Source organism: Streptomyces sp. SCL15-4 (assembly GCF_033366695.1).
GTDB lineage: Bacteria > Actinomycetota > Actinomycetes > Streptomycetales > Streptomycetaceae > Streptomyces.
The window spans coordinates 455364-472761 of the sequence record NZ_JAOBTQ010000001.1; the positions used below are offsets into that span (position 1 = coordinate 455364).

General features: G+C 69.9%; 6 protein-coding genes and 3 pseudogenes. 1 reads left to right on the forward strand and 8 read right to left on the reverse strand.

Features of this window, described 5'->3' with window-relative positions:
* Nucleotides 1-9: 9 nt before the first annotated feature.
* From SCK26_RS01865 to SCK26_RS01875, 3 genes are all read right to left on the reverse strand, one after another.
* Nucleotides 10-924, reverse strand: coding sequence for a carbohydrate ABC transporter permease (locus SCK26_RS01865; protein WP_318199454.1), 915 nt, complete (start codon nt 922-924; stop codon nt 10-12).
* Between the two features lie 13 nt (nt 925-937).
* Nucleotides 938-1936: a carbohydrate ABC transporter permease gene (locus SCK26_RS01870; protein ID WP_412080695.1), complete on the reverse strand. Its 999-nt coding sequence runs from the start codon at nt 1934-1936 to the stop codon at nt 938-940.
* 133 nt (nt 1937-2069) lie between these two features.
* Entirely contained in the window at nt 2070-3359 is a 1290-nt protein-coding gene (locus SCK26_RS01875) for an extracellular solute-binding protein (protein ID WP_318199456.1), read from the reverse strand.
* Between the two features lie 654 nt (nt 3360-4013).
* Here SCK26_RS01875 and pulA point away from each other — a divergent pair.
* Nucleotides 4014-6584, forward strand: a pseudogene (gene pulA, locus SCK26_RS01880) (pullulanase-type alpha-1,6-glucosidase); the annotation flags it as partial.
* Between the two features lie 77 nt (nt 6585-6661).
* Here the strand turns inward: pulA and SCK26_RS01885 are convergent.
* The 5 genes and pseudogenes from SCK26_RS01885 to SCK26_RS01905 form a co-directional block, all read right to left on the reverse strand.
* Nucleotides 6662-9715: pseudogene (locus tag SCK26_RS01885) on the reverse strand (alpha-amylase family glycosyl hydrolase); the annotation flags it as partial.
* A 154-nt stretch (nt 9716-9869) separates the two neighbouring features.
* A pseudogene (locus SCK26_RS01890) lies at nt 9870-12965 on the reverse strand (alpha-amylase family glycosyl hydrolase); the annotation flags it as partial.
* A 150-nt stretch (nt 12966-13115) separates the two neighbouring features.
* Nucleotides 13116-14816 carry a carbohydrate-binding module family 20 domain-containing protein gene (locus tag SCK26_RS01895; RefSeq protein WP_318199457.1) on the reverse strand — a complete coding sequence of 567 codons (1701 nt, stop codon included), beginning with the start codon at nt 14814-14816 and terminating at the stop codon, nt 13116-13118.
* Between the two features lie 366 nt (nt 14817-15182).
* Nucleotides 15183-16160, reverse strand: coding sequence for a dTDP-glucose 4,6-dehydratase (rfbB, locus tag SCK26_RS01900; RefSeq protein ID WP_318199458.1), 978 nt, complete (start codon nt 16158-16160; stop codon nt 15183-15185).
* Complete coding sequence (locus tag SCK26_RS01905; RefSeq protein ID WP_318199459.1) at nt 16157-17224, reverse strand: glucose-1-phosphate thymidylyltransferase; 1068 nt, start codon at nt 17222-17224, stop codon at nt 16157-16159. Before SCK26_RS01905 ends, rfbB begins: the two co-directional genes overlap by 4 nt.
* Nucleotides 17225-17398 lie beyond the last annotated feature (174 nt).

Sequence of the window (17398 nt, forward strand, 5' to 3'; positions counted from 1 at the left end):
TGGTGCCGGTCATGACTTGGTGCCGCCGGCCGTCAGTCCGGAGACGAGGCTGCGCTGCACGAGCATGAACACGAGGGCGGCCGGGATGGTGATGATGATCGCGGTGGCCGACGTCCACGCCCAGTCGGGCCGCTGGTCCTGGGCGAAGGTGCGGATGCCGACGGCGAGCGTGTAGTGGTCGGACTGCATGAACTGCGTCGCGTACGCGACCTCGCCCCACGCGGTGAGGAAGCTGTAGAAGGCCGTCACCGCGAGACCGGGCCGGGCCAGCGGCACGATCAGACGCCAGAAGGTGCCGATGGGAGTCAGGCCGTCCACTCGTCCGGCCTCGTCTATCTCCTTCGGGATGGTGTCGAAGTAGCCCTTCATCATCCAGGCGCAGAACGGCACCGCCGTGGTCGCGTAGGCCAGGATCAGTCCGAGGTAGTTGTCGAGCAGGTGCAGGTCGGCCATGAGCAGGTACAGCGGCACGATGAGCACGATGCTGGGGAACATCTGGGTGACCAGGAAGACCCACATCAGCTGCCGGCTGCCCGGGAACCGCATCCGGGACACGGCGTAGCCGGCGGTCGCGGCGAGGAAGACGCCCAGTGCCGTGGTGCCGGCCGCCACGATGACGGTGTTCAGGAACCACTGCAGCAGGTCCGAATGGGCCAGTACGTCGCTGTAGTTGTGGAAGCCGAGATGCGACAGCACCTCGCCCGGCTCCTGCCAGGCGTTCTTCGGGCCCAGGGAGATGAAGAACACCCATACCACGGGGAAGGCCGCGATCACGGTGGCGAGGATCAGGGTGGCGTGCAGGGCCACGGAGGCGCCGAGCCCTCGTTCCTCCCGGCCGCGCACCCTGCGGGTCCGGCGGACGGCGGCGGGGAGCGGGACGGTCTCCTCGGGCGCGGCGGCGGTCTCGTGCGTTGCTGCGGTCATGACGATGGCTCCTTTACGCCTGCTCGGACTTCAGGGTGCTGCGGCGGTAGAAGGTCGAGAAGGCGAGCAGGAGAGCGAGGATGATGATCCCGTAGGTCGCCGCTCCCGCGTAGTCCGAGACGCCGTTGAACGCCTTGTGGAAGGCGAAGGTGACGAGGATGTCCGTGTCGCCGGTGGTGTTGTTGCCCAGCAGCAGATAGATGACGTTGAACATGTTGAACGTCCAGATGCAGCCCAGCAGGATCACGGTGTTCGACACCGGGCGCAGTCCGGGCAGGGTGACGTTGAGGAAGCGCTGCCAGGGCGAGGCGCCGTCCATCTCGGCCGCCTCGTACAACTCCTTGGGGATCGACTGGAGTCCGCCGAGCACGGCGACCATGTTGAAGGGGATGCCGATCCAGACGTTGACCATGATGACGGCGATCTTCTGGGACAGCGGGGAGCCGAGCCAGTTCTGCGCGGGCAGGCCGAACGCCTGGATGATCTCGTTGAACACGCCGTACTGGGAGTTGAGCATCAGCCGCCAGGCGAAGACGCCGATGAACGACGGGACGGCCCACGGCAGGATCAGCATCGCGCGGTAGAAACCCCGCAGGCGCATCTTGCGGTTGAGCAGCACCGCGAGCCCCATGCCGAGACCGACCTGCAGGACGACGCAGGACACCGTCCACACGACCGTCCACGCCAGCCGCGGGTAGAAGTCGCCGTCCGCGCCCGACAGGACGTGCCAGTAGTTGTCGAGACCGACGAACTCGTATGTGGCGGGACGGTGGAAGGCGCCGATGGTGGTGGCGACGTTGGACTCGTTCGCGTCGGTCAGCGACTGGTAGAAGCCGTATCCGAGCGGATACAGCACCAGCAGGGCGATGACGATGGCCACCGGGGCCACCATGGCCCAGGCGTACCAGTACCTGTCCCATGCGCGTCTGAACGCCGTACCACGTGGTCGGTGCGGTTTGCGGTGGTCACGGGCTGTCTCGTCGGTCGTTCCGGTGCTCGTTGCGGTCGTCATACTCATCGGCTCTTTCGCGGGCGAAGTCGGGTGGTACCGCAGCCCCGGGGGAGCCCCGGTCGGGGCGGCAGCGGGGAAGTGGTTCCCCCGGGGCTGCGTGTCCTTCGGTTACCGTCGGGCGGTGCGCCGCGGTTCAGCCGATGGAGAAGCCTTTCAGGAGCTTCTGGAACTCCTTGGCGGTGGTGTCGAGGCCGCCTTGGACCGACTCGTCGCCCTGGAGGATCTTCACGTAGTTCTGCGCCAGCGGGGTGAAGAGCGAACCGGCCTGCGGCAGGGCCACGCGTGCGCGTGCCGTCTTCTCCAGGAGGGGCTGGAAGCCGGCGATCTTGGCGTCCCCGGTGACCTCGCTGGTGTAGGCGGACTTGCGGGTCGGCAGGGTGCCGGTCCCCTTGGCGATCTCGATCTGGCTCGGCGTCGAGGTCATGAACTGCGTGAACAGGTAGCTGGCGTCCAGATTGCCCGAGCCCTGGTACACGGTGAGGTTGTGGCCGCCGGTCGGGGCCTGGGCCTTGCCGCCGGCGCCGGCCGGGACGGGCGCGAAGCCGAGGTTCTTCTCGTCGCCCTTGAACGCCGTGCCGCTCAGGTCGTCGCCGACCGACCAGGGGCCCTGGATCAGCATGGCGACCTTGCCGTTCTTGAAGGCGGCCTGCATGTTCTGGTAGGCGTTCGCGAAGTCGACCTTCATCGACGCCTCGTCGTTGATCTTCTTCGCGGTGGTCAGGGCCTTGACGGCGGCACCGTCGTTGATGGTGATCTTCTTGGCCGAGGGGTCGGCCAGGTCCGCGCCGTTGCTGTAGAGCAGCGGGAGCAGGAAGTAGGAGTCGGGGTTCAGGTAGGTGCCGTAGGCCCCCGTCTTCTGCTTGATGGTCTTGGCGTCGGTGATGAACTCGTCCCAGGTGGCCGGGGGTTCGGCGATGCCGGCCTGCTTCAGGAGCTTCTTGTTGTACAGCAGGCCCAGGGTGTCGGTGACCGACGGGACGCCGTAGGTCTTGCCCTTGTACTTGGCCGTGTTCAGCGGAACGGAGCTGAAGTCGCCGGTGTCCTTCAGGGCCGGGGTGCCGTCGAGCGGGGCGATGTAGCCCAGCTCGGCGTACTCGGCCATCAGACCCACGTCGGTGCGGACGACGTCCGGTGCGCCCTTGCCGCTCTTGGCGGCGGACTTGAACTTCTGCTCGATGTCGGTGAACGGGACGTTCTGGTAGTCCACCTTGATCTTCGGGTACTTGTTCTCGAACTGCTTGATGAGGGCCTTGTACGTCGGGGCCTCGGTCGCGGCGTCCGAGGTGTCCCAGTACGTGATCGTCCCGGAGATGTCCTTGGGGTCCTTCGGCTTGCTCGATGAGTCGCCACCCGAGCCACCGCAGGCGGAAGCGGTGAGGGCGACCACGGTGACCGCGGCGGCGATCGATATGCCACGTCGCATAGCAACTCCTTGATCTGGGTGCCCGGAACATCCCTAGAGCAGGGCCGGGGTGCCGTGTGTCTCGACCAACGGCCGCCGGGCGCGAGTTGAACATACAAGGTTGCAATCTCTTGCGAAAGACGTTGCAGACAGATTCCTTCCCGGTTCCCGGGACGTGACAATCTTGTGACCTGCGCACCCAGTTGCCCGAACACCGTGCGCAACTGTCGCATGCGCCCAGCTCAGTTGGCGTAACAACACCTTTCAGACACCTCCCGCACACCTCCGCGACCCGGTGGCCCGGCACCCGGCGAGAAGAGCCCGGTCGGCAACGGCCGCCAGGTGTGGCTGGGCAGCTCGCCGACAACTGATGAACCGTCGACAGCATGTGTGAAGTCTTTTGCTGATTCTTTCAAGTCTCTTGCTGTAACGGCTCGCCGGTGGTTACGGTCGCGCCCACTCTGTCCCTCAGCACACAAGGAGTTCACACTCGTGACACACAGCCGGCGGACGCCCGTGCAGCGCCCGCCCCACCAGGCCGGACGGGGAAGACGAGGCAAGCGGGGTGAGCGCGTGGCGGCAGTCACGGGTGCCCTGCTCGTCGCCGCCCTCCTCCAGCCCCTCGCCGCACTCCCCCCGGCCGCCGCCCACGCTCCCCTCGCAACAGGCACCGGCGCCGTCGATGTGACCACCTCCAAGGCGGTCTGGATCGACCGGGACACCGTCGCCTGGAACGGCGTCGCGGGCGCCGCCACCACCGAGCTGCTGTACTCCCCGGACGGCTCCCTCACCGCCGGGGACGCCTCGTCGCCCGGCGGCCGCACGCACCGGATCAGGCTCGCCGAGACGACCCTGACCGACGCGCAGAAGGCCAGGTTCCCGCATCTGAAGGACTACGCCGCCTGGTCGGTGGACCCGCGTGACCGGGGCCGGGTGCGCGAGGCGCTGAGGGGCCGGCTCGTGGCCTCGCAGCGGGCGGTGAACGGTGCGGTGCTGGCCGCGACCGGTGTGCAGAGCGCCGGTGTGCTGGACGACCTCTACTCCGCCGCCACCAAGGCGCGGCTCGGGCCGGTGTTCGATCACGGCCGGCCCACGCTGTCGGTGTGGGCTCCGACGGCGCGGAGCGTGTCGCTGGAACTCGGCGGTTCGCTCAGGCGCATGCACCGGGACGACTCCACCGGCGTGTGGTCCGTCACCGGGCCGGCGTCCTGGAAGGGCCGGCCGTACCGGTACGTGGTGACGGTGTGGGCGCCCAGCGTCCGCAAGATGGTCACCAACAAGGTCACCGACCCGTACTCGGTGGCGCTCACCGCCGATTCCGAGCGCAGCCTGATCGTGGACCTGGACGACAAGTCCCTGGCACCGGCAGGCTGGTCGACGCTGCGCAAGCCCAAGGCCGTACCGCTGCGGGACGCGCAGATCCAGGAACTGCACATCCGGGACTTCTCCATCGAGGACAAGACGGTGCCGGTGAAGGACCGGGGCACCTACCTGGCGTTCACCGACACCGGCGCCGACGGGTCCCGGCACCTGAGGAAGCTGGCCAAGGCGGGCACGTCGTACGTGCACCTCTTGCCCGCCTTCGACATCGCGGGAATTCCCGAGCGCAAGGCGGACCAGGCGGTCCCGGACTGTGATCCGGCGTCCTTCCCGGCCGATTCCGAGCGGCAGCAGGAGTGTGTGGGCAAGGCGGCGGCGAAAGACGCTTACAACTGGGGTTACGACCCGTTGCACTACACGGTTCCGGAGGGTTCCTACGCCTCTGATCCGGACGGTACGGCCCGGACGGTGGAGTTCCGCCGGATGGTGCGGGCCTTGAACGAGGACGGGCTGCGGGTGGTGATGGACGTGGTCTACAACCACACGGCGGCCGCCGGTCAGGCGGATGTGTCGGTGCTGGACCGGATCGTGCCCGGCTACTACCACCGGCTGCTGGCGGACGGGTCGGTGGCGAGCAGCACCTGCTGTGCCAACACCGCGACGGAGAACGCGATGATGGGCAAGCTGGTGGTGGACTCGGTCGTCACCTGGGCCAGGCAGTACAAGGTCGACGGGTTCCGGTTCGACCTCATGGGCCACCAGCCCAAGGCCAACATCCTGGCCGTGCGCAAGGCCCTGGACGCGCTGAACGTGCGGCGGGACGGCGTGGACGGCAGGAAGATCGTCCTGTACGGGGAGGGCTGGAACTTCGGCGAGGTCGCCGACGACGCCCGGTTCGTCCAGGCCACGCAGAAGAACATGGCCGGCACCGGGATCGCCACGTTCTCCGACCGGGCCCGGGACGCGGTGCGCGGCGGTACTCCCTTCGACGCCGACCCGGGTGTGCAGGGTTTCGCCTCCGGGCTGTACACCGACCCCAACGCCTCCGCCGCCAACGGCACGGAGCAGGAGCAGCGGGCCCGGCTGCTGCATTACCAGGACCTGATCAAGGTGGGGCTCACCGGGAACCTGGCGCGGTTCCGTTTCACGGACACCGGCGGCAGGACGGTCACCGGCGCGGAGGTGGACTACAACGGCGCGCCCGCCGGATACGCCGACGCCCCCGGTGACGCCCTCGCCTACGTGGACGCGCACGACAACGAGTCGCTGTTCGACGCGCTGGCCTACAAACTCCCCACGGACACTCCCGCCGCCGGCCGGGCCCGGATGCAGGTGCTGGCCATGGCGACGGCCGCGCTGTCCCAGGGACCGGCGCTGTCCCAGGCCGGCAGCGACCTGCTGCGGTCGAAGTCCCTGGACCGCAACTCCTTCGACAGCGGGGACTGGTTCAACGCGATCCACTGGAACTGCGCCGACGGCAACGGCTTCGGCCGCGGCCTGCCCCCGGCCGCCGACAACCGCTCCAAGTGGGACCACGCCAGGCCCCTGCTCACCACGGTGAAGGCCGGCTGTGCGGACATCACCGCCGCCTCCGCCGCCTACCGGGACCTGCTGAAGATCCGCACCACCGAGAAGGCGTTCTCCCTGACCACCGCCACCGAGGTCCAGCGGCGGCTGTCCTTCCCGCTGTCCGGCAAGGACGAGACACCCGGCGTCATCACCATGAGACTCGGCGACCTCGTCATCGTCTTCAACGCCACCCCGCAACAGCAGCGACAGCGCATCGGCACCCTCGCCGGCACTCCCTACCACCTCCACCCGGTACAGGCCGCAGGCGCCGACGAAATCGTGAAGTCCGCCTCGTTCACGACCGGTTCGGGCACGTTCACCGTCCCGGCGCGGACCGTCGCGGTGTTCACCCGCTGAGTCAGCGTTCCCCGCACACACGAAGGGTGCCCCTCGCTCGGCGAGGGGCACCCTTCGGTCGTGGTGTGTCAGGAAAGGCGGACTCCGGTGGCGGCGAGCAGCGCGCCGTTGGCGGCCCGCTGTGTGGCGATGAGCTGGGCGCGCAGAGCAGCCGGAACACGGTCGCGGTCGCGGGGATCGACCGTGAACGCCGGATCGTCCGCCAGCTCCGGATGCGCCGACTTCTGCGCGTCCGTGAGCTTCGACGGGAGCAGCCGGAGCCAGTGTCCCTCGTCGGACAGCGCGCCGTCCTTGACGGTGATGCCTCCGTCAGGGGCGTACACGAGCTGCTGGCTGGTGGCGTCGGTGGTCTTCACCTTCCACACGAGCGTGTCCGTGTCGATCCACCGTGCCTTGGCCGTGCCGAGGTCCAGGTCGGGTGCGCCGCCCACCGTCGGCAGCAGGTAGTCGCTGTCGCCGCCGATCAGCCAGGTCTCCTTGCCGTAGGTGGCGAAGTCCAGCGAACGGTCGGCGGAGATGTCCTTCTCGTCGCCCTTGTGGACGATGTAGCTGAGCGAGGTCGCGCCGTCGGCGAGCGGCACCTCGAAGGTCACGCCGAAGGCGTCCCTGCCGGTCGGGGTGAGCGGCGCCGACCAGTCCGTGGGGCGTTTGGCGCCGGTCCAGGTGTGCAGGCCCCAGCCGTCGTAGTCACCGTCGGCCCGGTGGTAGTGGATCACGGCCTTGGCCGGGTCGGGAGCCGGGTAGGCGCCGTGCGGTGCCGTGTCCGACTGGCCGTCGTCCCCCTGCCGGATCCAGACCTCGCCCGTCTTGTCCAGGTCGATGGTGCGCTGCGGGCCGTCCGCGGTGCCGTCGCCGGTGACCGTGTACGTCAGGCTCCGCGCGCCGTCCTCCAACTTGACCCAGGCGAACGCCCCGTAGGCGTCCCGCCCGGTGAACTCGGCCGACTGCCCGGCGGATTCGAGGTGCCGGCCGGTGTAGTCGGCGTCCGGGCGCTGGTAGTGCACGACGGCGTAGGCGCGGTTCAGGGCGCTCGGCGGCCTGGGCGTCGCCGGCCGGCCGGCCGTGGTCGTGGCGAGGTCGCTCGCGGTGCGGCCCGCGAGGTCGACGGCCACGGCCTTGTAGCGCAAGGAGGTGCCCGGCTCGACGGTGTCGGGCAGGTGCTGTGTGACCTTGTACGGGGCGTGGTCGGCGGTGCCGAGCGTCTGCCACGGGCCGTCGCCGATCTGGGCGGCGAAGACGACGCGGTCGAGGCCGCCGCCGCTGACGTCGGCGGAGATGTCGACGTCTGCGGTGGCGCCCGCCGAGGGGGCCGTGAGTTCCAGGACCGGCCGGGTGGCCGGCGTGCCGGGCCGCCGCGCCGCCTCCAGCACCACGGACGACAGCGGCGGAATGGTGACGGTCACACGGGTGTCGGCGCCGCTGGTCACCGTGCCGGTGGTGCCGTACAGGCCCCGGTAGGCCATCCGGGCGTAGCCCGTGGGGATGCGCACGGTCCGTGCCTGGGTGGCGTTGTTGGAGGCGACCAGGTAGTGGTCGCGCCGGTGGGTGTCGGTGCGGGTGAAGGCGTAGACGGAGCCTTGTGCGTAGCGCTCGGTCTGGACGCCGTCGCGCAGGGCGGGGTGGCGCCGGGTGAGCCGGGAGAGGTCGGCTATCGCGCGGTAGAGGGGGTGGGAGGTGTCGTACGCGTCGGAGGCGGCCGTGCGGCCGGTGCCGATCTCGTCGTCGTCCAGGTAGTCCGGCACCTTCGAGGCGAACAGGGTCTGGCGGGCGTCCTTGTCGCCGCCGGCGCCGGTGAAGCCCTGCTCGTCGCCGGAGTAGACGACCGGGTTGCCGCGGGAGAGGAACATCAGCTCATGGGCGAAGCGGTCGCGGCGCAGGAGTTCGGCATCGTCGGCCTTCGGGTTGTCCTTGAGCAGGAAGCCGCCGATGCGGCCCATGTCGTGGTTGCCGAGGAAGGTCACCTGTTCGTAGGCGTTCGCCTTGTCGGTGGTGTAGCGGTAGTCCTGCGCGAAGACGTCGGCGAGCCGGTCGGCCGTCCGGCCCTGGGAGGCGTACTGGCGGATGGCGTCCTGGAGCGGGAAGTCGAGTGTCGCGTCGAGGCGGCCCTGGCGGACGTACGGCGAGGTGACGGCCGGGTCGGAGGACAGTGTCTCGCCGAAGACGAAGAAGTCCTCGCGGCCCTTCTTGGCCGCATAGGCGTCGAGTGCCGTCGCCCACTGGGTCCAGAAGGCCATGTCGACGTTGCGGACGGTGTCGACGCGGAAGCCGTCGACGCGGAACTCGTCGACCCACTTCTCGTAGATCTCCTCCATGCCGCGCACGACTTCGGGGCGCTCGGTCCACAGGTCGTCCAGACCGGTGTGGTCGCCGTAGAGGGTGCTCTCGCCGGCGAAGGTGGAGTCGCCCCGGTTGTGGTACATGGTGGGGTCGTTGAGCCAGGCGGGGACCTTGGCGTTGCGTTCGGACGGGGCGACCTGTGGTGTGTAGGGGAAGCTTCGGGCGTCGACCTTCCGCATGCCCTTGCTGTCGTCGAAGGGACGGCCTTCGGTGTCCAGGTACGGGTAGGCGCCCTTGCCGCGGTACGCGAACGTCTTCTCGGTGTTGGTGACGGTGTCGGCCGTGTGGTTGGTGATGACGTCGAAGAAGACCTTCATCCCCTTGGCGTGGGCCTTGCGGATGAGTTCGGCGAGGTCCGCGTTGGTGCCGAAGTGCGGGTCGACACGGGTGAAGTCGGTGATCCAGTAACCGTGGTAGCCGGCGCTCTCGCCGTTGCCCTGCACGGGCTTGTTCTTGAAGATCGGGGCCAGCCAGATCGCGGTGGTGCCGAGCCCCTTGACGTAGTCCAGCTTGCTGATGAGTCCCTTCAGGTCACCGCCTTGGTAGAAGCCCTTGTCGGTCGGGTCGTAGCCGGTGCCGGTGCGGTCGCCGGCCAGTCCGCCCCGGTCGTTGCCGGCGGAGCCGTTGGCGAAGCGGTCGGGGAGGAGGAAGTAGAACTGCTCGCGGGTCAGGTCGTGCCGGGCCGTCACCGCGGCGAGCCGGGCGTCGGACGGCGGGGCGGGCGGGCGGTCCGTGGCGCCGGCCGGCTGGGCGGCGTACGGGGCCGTGGCGAGCAGCGCGGCGGTGACGGCCACGGTGGCGGCGCGGGTGACGGCGGCCGGGAGTCTCCGGCCGCGCGGGCGGGCCGGTGGTCCGCCCGGGTTGCCGCGGGCGGTGGGTGCTGGGATCACGGTGCGGCTCTTTCCTCTCGTACGGTGTGTGCTGGGGAGGTCAGCCCGGTGGCAGGTGCACGGTCGTCGCGCCGAGCAGCGCCCCGTCCTGTCCTCGCTGGGTGGCGATCAGCTGGCGGCTCGCCCGGGCCTCGGCGATCCGGTCGCGGTCTCGTGCGTCGACGGTGAAGGCCTGGTAATCCGCGAAGCGCGGATGGGCGGACCGTTGCGCGTCGGTCAGCCGCGCGGGGACCAGGCGCAGCCAGTGCCCCTCGTCCGACAGGGAACCGTTCGCCAGACGGATACCGCCGTCGGGTGCGTACACGAGCTGCTGGCTGGCGACCCCGGCTCCGGTCCCGCGCCATACGACGGTGGTGTCGTCCAGCCAGGTCGCGGCCGACGTGCCGAGGTCCAGGCCGAAGGCGCCGCCGAGGGTGGGGGTGAGGTAGGCGCCGTCCCCGGCCACGCGCCACACCTCGTGGCCGTAGAGGGAGAAGTCGAGGGTCTCGTCGGAGGAGATGTCCTTCTCCTCCTTCTTGTGCAGGATGTAGCTGAGAGAGTCCGCGTGATCGGCCAGCGGGACCTCGAAGACCAGGCCGAAGGAGTCCCGGCCCACCGGGCGGACGGGGTCGTTCCACTCCGGCGGACGGGCGGCTCCCGTCCAGGCGTGCAGGCCCCAGCCGTCGTAGTCGCCGTCGGGGCGGTGGTAGTGGACGACCGCCTTCGCCGGGTCCTGGGCGGGGTAGGCGTCCGCGGGTCTGGTGCCCGTCACCGCGTCGCTGCCCTGCTCGGTCCACACCTCGGGTGTCGCGGCGAAGTCCAGCGTGCGCGCGGGGCCGTCGGCGACTCCGTCCTTCTCCACGGTGAAGGGGATGCCGGTGGTGCCTTCGGCCGGGGCCAGCCAGGCGAACGCTCCGTAGGCGTCGCGGCCGGTGAAGGCGGCGGTCCGGCCGTCGGCCGTGCGCAGCAGCAGGCCGTCGTAGTCGCCGTCGGGCCGCCGGTGGTGGACGACGGCCCAGTGGCGTGCCGCCGTCGGTACGGGAACCGCCGCCGCCCGGCCCGCGGTCGTGGTGGCGAGGTCGCCGGCGGTCCGGCCGGTCCGGTCGACGACGACCGCCTTGTACCGCAGCGGCGTTCCCGCGGGGACGGCCGGGCCGATGGTCTGGGTGACGCGGTAGGGCGCGTGGTCGGCGGTGCCGAGCGTCTGCCACGGGCCGTCGCCGGTCTGGGCGGCGAAGACGACCCGCTGGTATCCGCCGCCCGTGACGTCGGCGGAGATCTCCACGGTTCCGTGGGCGCCCGCGTCCGGGGCGGTGAGCGCGAGCGCCGGTCCGGCCGTCGAGGCGCGCGGTGGCCGGGTCGCGTGGTACACGACGGACGACAGGGCCGGGACGGTCACGGTGATCTTTCCGGCGGCGTCGGCGCGGACGCCGCCGGTGGCGCCGTACAGCGCGCGGTAGGGCGTGTCCGGCGAGCCGGCCGGCAGGGTGACGGTCCGGTCCTCGGTGGCGTTGTTGAAGGCCACCAGGTAGTCGCGTCCTTCGCGGACGTCGGTGCGGGTGAAGGCGTAGACGGAGTCCTGTGCGTAGCGCTCGGTCTGGACGCCGTCGCGCAGGGCGGGATGGTGCCGGGTGAGCCGGGAGAGGGCGGCTATCGCGCGGTAGAGGGGGTGGGAGGTGTCGTACGCGTCGGAGGCCGCCGTGCGGCCGGTGCCGATCTCGTCGTCGTCCAGGTAGTCCGGCACCTTCGAGGCGAACAGGGTCTGGCGGGCGGCCACGTCCCCGCCGGCGCCGGTGAAGCCCTGCTCGTCGCCGGAGTAGACGACCGGGTTGCCGCGGGAGAGGAACATCAGCTCATGGGCCAGGCGGTCGCGGCGCAGGAGTTCGGCGTCGTCCGCGCCGGGGTGGTCCTGGGCGATGAAGGTGCCGATGCGCCCCATGTCGTGGCTGCCGAGGAAGGTGACCTGGCTGTAGGCGTTGGTCTTGCCGGTGGTGTAGCGGTAGTCCTGCGCGAAGACGTGGGCGAGGTCGTCCGCGGGGCCGCCGCGTGAGGCGAAGTTGCGGGCGGCGGCCTGGAACGGGAAGTCGAGCGTGGCGTCGAGCCGGCCCTGGGTGACGTAGGGGGCGGTGATGGACGCGTCGGCGGAGAACGCCTCGGCGAAGAGGAAGAAGTCCCGGCGTCCGTGCCGTGCCGCGTAGCGGTCGAGTGCGGTGGCCCACTGGGTCCAGAAGGCCATGTCGACGTTCTTGGCGGTGTCGACCCGGAAGCCGTCCACCCGGAAGTCGTCGACCCACTTCTCGTAGATCTCCTCCATGCCCCGGACCACCTCCGGCCGTTCGGTCCACAGGTCGTCCATGCCCATGAAGTCGCCGTCCAGCGCGCTCTCGCCGGCGAAGGTGGAGTTGCCGCGGTTGTGGTACATGGAGGGGTCGTTCAGCCAGTCGGGCACCTTGCGGTCCCGCGGGTCGGCGGAGACGCGCGGGGTGTACGGGGCGCCGTCCGCGTCCGCCGGGCGCATGCCGGTGGTGTCGTCGAAGGGGCGGCCCTCGGTGTCGAGGTAGGGGTAGGCGCCCTTGCTGCGGTATCCGTACCGTTCCTCGGCGTAGTCGATGGTGTCCGCGGTGTGGTTGGTGATGACGTCGAAGAAGACCTTCATGCCCTTGGCGTGGGCCTTGTCGATCAGCTCGGAGAGGTCGGCCTCGGTGCCGAAGTGCGGGTCGACCCGGGTGAAGTCGGTGATGGCGTAGCCGTGGTAGTTGGCGGTCGCCCTGCCGTCGCGCACCGTCACGGGCTTGTTCTTGAACACCGGTGCGAGCCAGATGGCGGTGGTGCCGAGGCCCTTGATGTAGTCCAGGTGGTCGATGGCGCCTCTGAGGTCGCCGCCCTGGAAGAAGTCCTTGTCGGTCGGGTCGTAGCCGGTGGTGGCGCGGTCGCCGGTCAGTCCGCCCCGGTCGTTGGCGGCGGAGCCGTTGGCGAACCGGTCGGGCAGCAGCAGGTAGAACTGTTCGCGGCTCGCCGCCGGACGGGCCGGGAGGTGCGCGAGCCGTGCGTCCGTCGGCGGCGGGGGTGGCCCGGCGGCCGTCGCCGGGGTCGTCAGCGGTGGCAGTACGGCTGCGCACAGCGCGATGGCCAGGACGGTTGCGTGGTGTCTGGGTCTGCCGACCACGTGACGCATCTCCTCGGGGTGTCGGTCGCGGGCAAGGACGGGGCGTCGCCGTGCGGCGGAGCGCGGGACCGCCCGGCACCGGTTGCGCGGGCCGGGCGGTCGTTGCCGGTGAGCGCCGTTCGTACCGCGGTGATCGGCGTTCGTCTCCGGGTGGTGCGGTCAGTTGCGCCAGGTGTCGTTCAGCGTGACCACACCGCTGGACGGCACGGTGGCCGTCCGGTTGGAGCCGCTCTCCCAGGTGACGTTGCCGCCGGCGTCCTTGCGGAGGTACTTGTACTCGAACGAGGTGCCCGCGGGCAGGGACTGCTCGAGCTTCCAGACGGGGTAGCTCGCGGGGTCCAGCTTGAGGGCGTTGGAGGTGTTCCAGTTGCCGAGGGCGGAGGTGCCGCCGACGACGTAGACGTTCTGGCCCCACTGGGTGGTGGCGTTGACGTTGAACGAGGCCCCGGTCGCGGGTTCGGGATCGGGGTCGACGGTGGTGTCGCAGTTCTTCGCCCCGACGTGCAGGGCGAGGGCGGAGTTGGCGCCCAGGCTCGCCGTGAACCGGCCGGACGAGTCGACGGTCACGGCCTTGCCGCTCTGCACGTCGCAGTAACCGCCGGCGGGCAGGGAGGTCTGGAAGGTGCGGCTGAGGGTGGAACCCTCGTGGTTGATGACGACGTACGCCTTGGCGCCGCGGCCGAAGGCGATCTGGTTGTTGCCGTTGTCCCACCAGTCGGTCACCGCGGCGCCGGCGGCCGTGTTGCGGAACTTGACCATGCCCGTTATCTCGCGCCAGGCGTGCTGGCACTTCCAGCCTTCGGTGTAACAGGCGTTGACCTGGCCGTTGTTGGGGCCGCCGGCGTCCTTGTCGCTGAACTCGTAGCCGGAGTGCACCGCGGGTGAGCCGTAGGGCCACGCCAGCATGAAGACGTGCGCGAGGGTGTAGTTGGAGCCGTCCTTGTAGGTGAGGCTGCCTCCGTTGCGTTCGGTGTCGTGGTTGGTGACGAAGACGGACGCCTTGCCGCTGGAGACGTAGCCCCACGCCTCGCCGAAGTTCTTCAGCTCGGCGAGCTTCTCGTTGTTGAAGACCCGCTTGAGGTCGTAGGCGTAGCGGAACTCCTGGACGTCGCCCGTGTTGTAGAACTCGGGCGGCTGGACCGCCTCACCGGCGGCGCCGATCGTCTCCTGGTTCCAGTACACGCCGGGGTTGGACAGGCGGGACTTGATGTTGGTGAGGTCTTCCTCGGGGATGTGCTTGGCGGCGTCGATGCGGAAGCCGTCGACGCCGAGGGAGAGCAGGTCGTTCATGTAGCCCGCGATGGTCTTGCGGACGTACTCCTCGCCGGTGTCGAGGTCGGGCAGGCCGCCCATCTCGCAGTGCTGGACGTTCCAGCGGTCGGCGTAGTTGCTGATGCTCGTGGTGCAGTCGTCCATGTCGGCCGCGGAGTACGTGCCCGGGTAGTCGTACTTGCTGAACGTCGACCCGGCGGAGCCCGTACCGGAGGAGTTCGCCATGTGGTTGATCACCGTGTCGGCGACCACCTTGACGCCCGCCGCGTGACAGGTGTCGACCATGGCCTTGAAGTCCGAGCGGTTGCCCAGCTTCGTGCCGATCTTGTAGCTGACGGGCTGGTAGGCCGTCCACCAGGGGGTGCCCTGGATGTGTTCGTTCGGCGGGGAGACCTGGACATAGCCGTACCCGTCGGGGCCCAGCTGGTCCGTGCACGCCTTGGCGACGGACTTGAAGTTCCATTCGAACATCACCGCGGTGACGTCCTTGCCGCCGGGCGCGCTCGCCTGCGCCGGCGTCGGTGCCGTGACGGCCACAGCGGCTCCCGCCAGGGCGGCGAGTACAGCGGCCACGGTCTTTCTGGCCATGGTTGCTCCAGTGGGGAAGTGGGGTGATACCGGAGTCAGCCTTGGTTGACAACGCGCCATGCCAGGTAAGGCCGTTCACTGGTTCTTGCTGCAAGAAATTGCGGTCGAGACCGTACGGCGCCGCTTACCGCAGGTCAACCCCTTGCGCAGAAATAGCAGTTGAGCAGGAAATAGTTGAAGGAGCTGCGCGCAAAGCCTTTCGCAAAGGTTTTCAGAGTGTTACGTTCGACGAACTCCGGCCCGCGGCCGCGGGGTTCGCACCCGGTGTGTCCCCGACGCGCCCGGCCGTGCGGGCCGGAGCCGCACGACGGCGGCGCACGCACCCCGGGCCGAGCCGGGCGGAACCCTTCGCGGGCCCCGCCTCCGTCAGACGGACTCCAGCAGGGGTCCCCACCAGGATCGATGACTCCGGTACCAGTCCACCGTGGCGGCCAGCGCGGCCTCGAAGCCGACCTGGGGCCGGTATCCCAGCTCGGCGGTGATCTTGCCGTGGTCCACCGCGTACCGGCGGTCGTGGCCCTTGCGGTCCTCGACGTGCGTGATGCGCTCCGGGCCTGCTCCGCACCAGCGGAGCAGGCGGTGCGCGAGGTCCATATTGGTCAGCGAGGTGCCACCACCGATGTTGTACGTCTGCCCCGGCCGTCCCGCCGTGCGCACCAGCTCCACCGCCCTGACGTGGTCGTCGACGTGCAACCAGTCGCGCACCTGCCGCCCGTCGCCGTACACCGGCAGGTCACCGCCGGTCAGCAGGGTGGCGACGAAGCGCGGGATGACCTTCTCCGGATGCTGGTAGGGGCCGAAGTTGTTGGAGCAGCGGGTCACCCGGACGTCCAGGCCGTGGGTGTGGTGGTGGGCCAGGGCCACGAGGTCGGCCGCCGCCTTCGACGCCGCGTACGGCGAGCTGGGCCGCAGCTGGTCCTCCTCGCGTGCGGCACCCTGGGGTATCGAGCCGTAGACCTCGTCGGTGGAGATCTGCACGAAGGTGCGCACCCCGTGCCGCAGCGCGGCGTCCAGCAGGGTGTGGGTGCCCATCACGTTGGTGTGGGTGAAGCCGGTGCCGTCCTCGATGGAGCGGTCGACGTGCGACTCCGCCGCGAAGTGCACGATCTCGTCGTGCCCGGCCGCCAGCCGGCGCACCGTCGCGGTGTCGCAGACGTCGCCGTGCACGAAGGTCAGGCCGGGGTGGCCGCGGACCGGGTCGAGGCGGGCGAGGCTGCCCGCGTAGGTGAGTTTGTCCAGGACCGTGACCGCGACGCCGGACGGCCCCGCGGGGCCGAGCAGCGCGCGGACGTAGGCGGATCCGATGAAGCCGGCTCCGCCGGTGACGAGGATGCGTGACGTCATGAGGTGAGCTGCACCTTGCTGTGGTCGCCGAGGACGAGACGGTGGGCCTGGGGCGGGCGGGGCGCGGCGGTCACCACGGCCTCCCGGCCGATGAGCGACCGCTCGATCCGTGCGGCCCCCTCCACGCAGGCGCCCCGGAGGAGCACCGAGAACTCGATCGCGCTGTCCTCGACGCGGCAGTCCTCGGCGATGGCGGTGTACGGGCCGACGCTGGAGTTGTTGATGACGGCACCCGCCCCGACGACCACGGGTCCGACGATCCGCGATCCTCTCACCACGGCCCCGTCCTCGATGCGGACCCGGCCCACCAGGACGCTGTGCGGATCGACCTTGCCGTCGACGCGCCCCTCCATCCGGTCCAGGACGTGCCGGTTGGCCTCCAGCAGGTCGTCGACGCTGCCGGTGTCGCGCCACGGCCGGGTGGTCGTCTCCGCGCGCACCGGCAGTCCGCGGTCGATCATCCACTGCACCGCGTGGGTGATCTCCAGCTCGCCGCGCCCGGAGGGACGGATGGCGCGCACCGCCTCGTGCACGGCCGGGGTGAAGGCATAGACGCCGACCAGGGCGAGGTCGCTGCGGGGGTGTTCCGGTTTCTCCTCCAGCCCTCGCACCGTTCCGTCGTCGTCGACTTCGGCGACGCCGAAGGCGGTGGGGTCGGGCACGGGGGTGAGCAGCAGGCGGGCGGCGTCCCGGTGTGCGGCGGCGCGCCGGACGAAGCCCGTCACGCCGTCCTCCAGGTGGTTGTCCCCGAGGTACAGCAGGAAGTCGTCGTCCGCGAGGAAGGTGCGGGCGACCGCCACCGCGTGGGCCAGGCCCAGGGGCCGGGACTGGTTCAGGTAGGCGATGTCCAGCCCGAAGGCCGAGCCGTCGCCGACCGCGCGGCGGATGTCGTCCCCGTGGTGGCCGACCACCACGCCCACCTCTTCGATGCCGGCGTCGGCTATCGCCTGGAGGGCGTAGTGCACCACCGGTCTGTTGGCGATGGGGAGGAGCTGCTTGGCGCTCGTGTGGGTGAACGGCCGCAGCCGGCTGCCGGTGCCACCCGCCAGGACCAGGGCTTTCATGCCGGGCACCGGTGTCGCGGCGGGGACTGGATCTGTGGTCTCACGGATGTCTCCTTGAGCGAGAGTCTCGGTGTCACCGGTGGAACTGTCCACGACTCAAGCAGAGACCGCACAGTGGGCGCAAGGTCGTTCAGCAACTTTCAGCAACTTCTTGCATACAGCGCCACGTTGGTG

Coding starts and splice junctions, on each gene's coding strand:
- rfbB (WP_318199458.1), bottom strand. CDS start 16,160: ATGACGTCACGCATCCTCGTCACCGGCGGAGCCGGCTTCATCGGATCC.
- SCK26_RS01895 (WP_318199457.1), bottom strand. CDS start 14,816: ATGGCCAGAAAGACCGTGGCCGCTGTACTCGCCGCCCTGGCGGGAGCC.
- SCK26_RS01870 (WP_412080695.1), bottom strand. CDS start 1,936: ATGACGACCGCAACGAGCACCGGAACGACCGACGAGACAGCCCGTGAC.
- SCK26_RS01865 (WP_318199454.1), bottom strand. CDS start 924: ATGACCGCAGCAACGCACGAGACCGCCGCCGCGCCCGAGGAGACCGTC.
- SCK26_RS01875 (WP_318199456.1), bottom strand. CDS start 3,359: ATGCGACGTGGCATATCGATCGCCGCCGCGGTCACCGTGGTCGCCCTC.
- SCK26_RS01905 (WP_318199459.1), bottom strand. CDS start 17,224: ATGAAAGCCCTGGTCCTGGCGGGTGGCACCGGCAGCCGGCTGCGGCCG.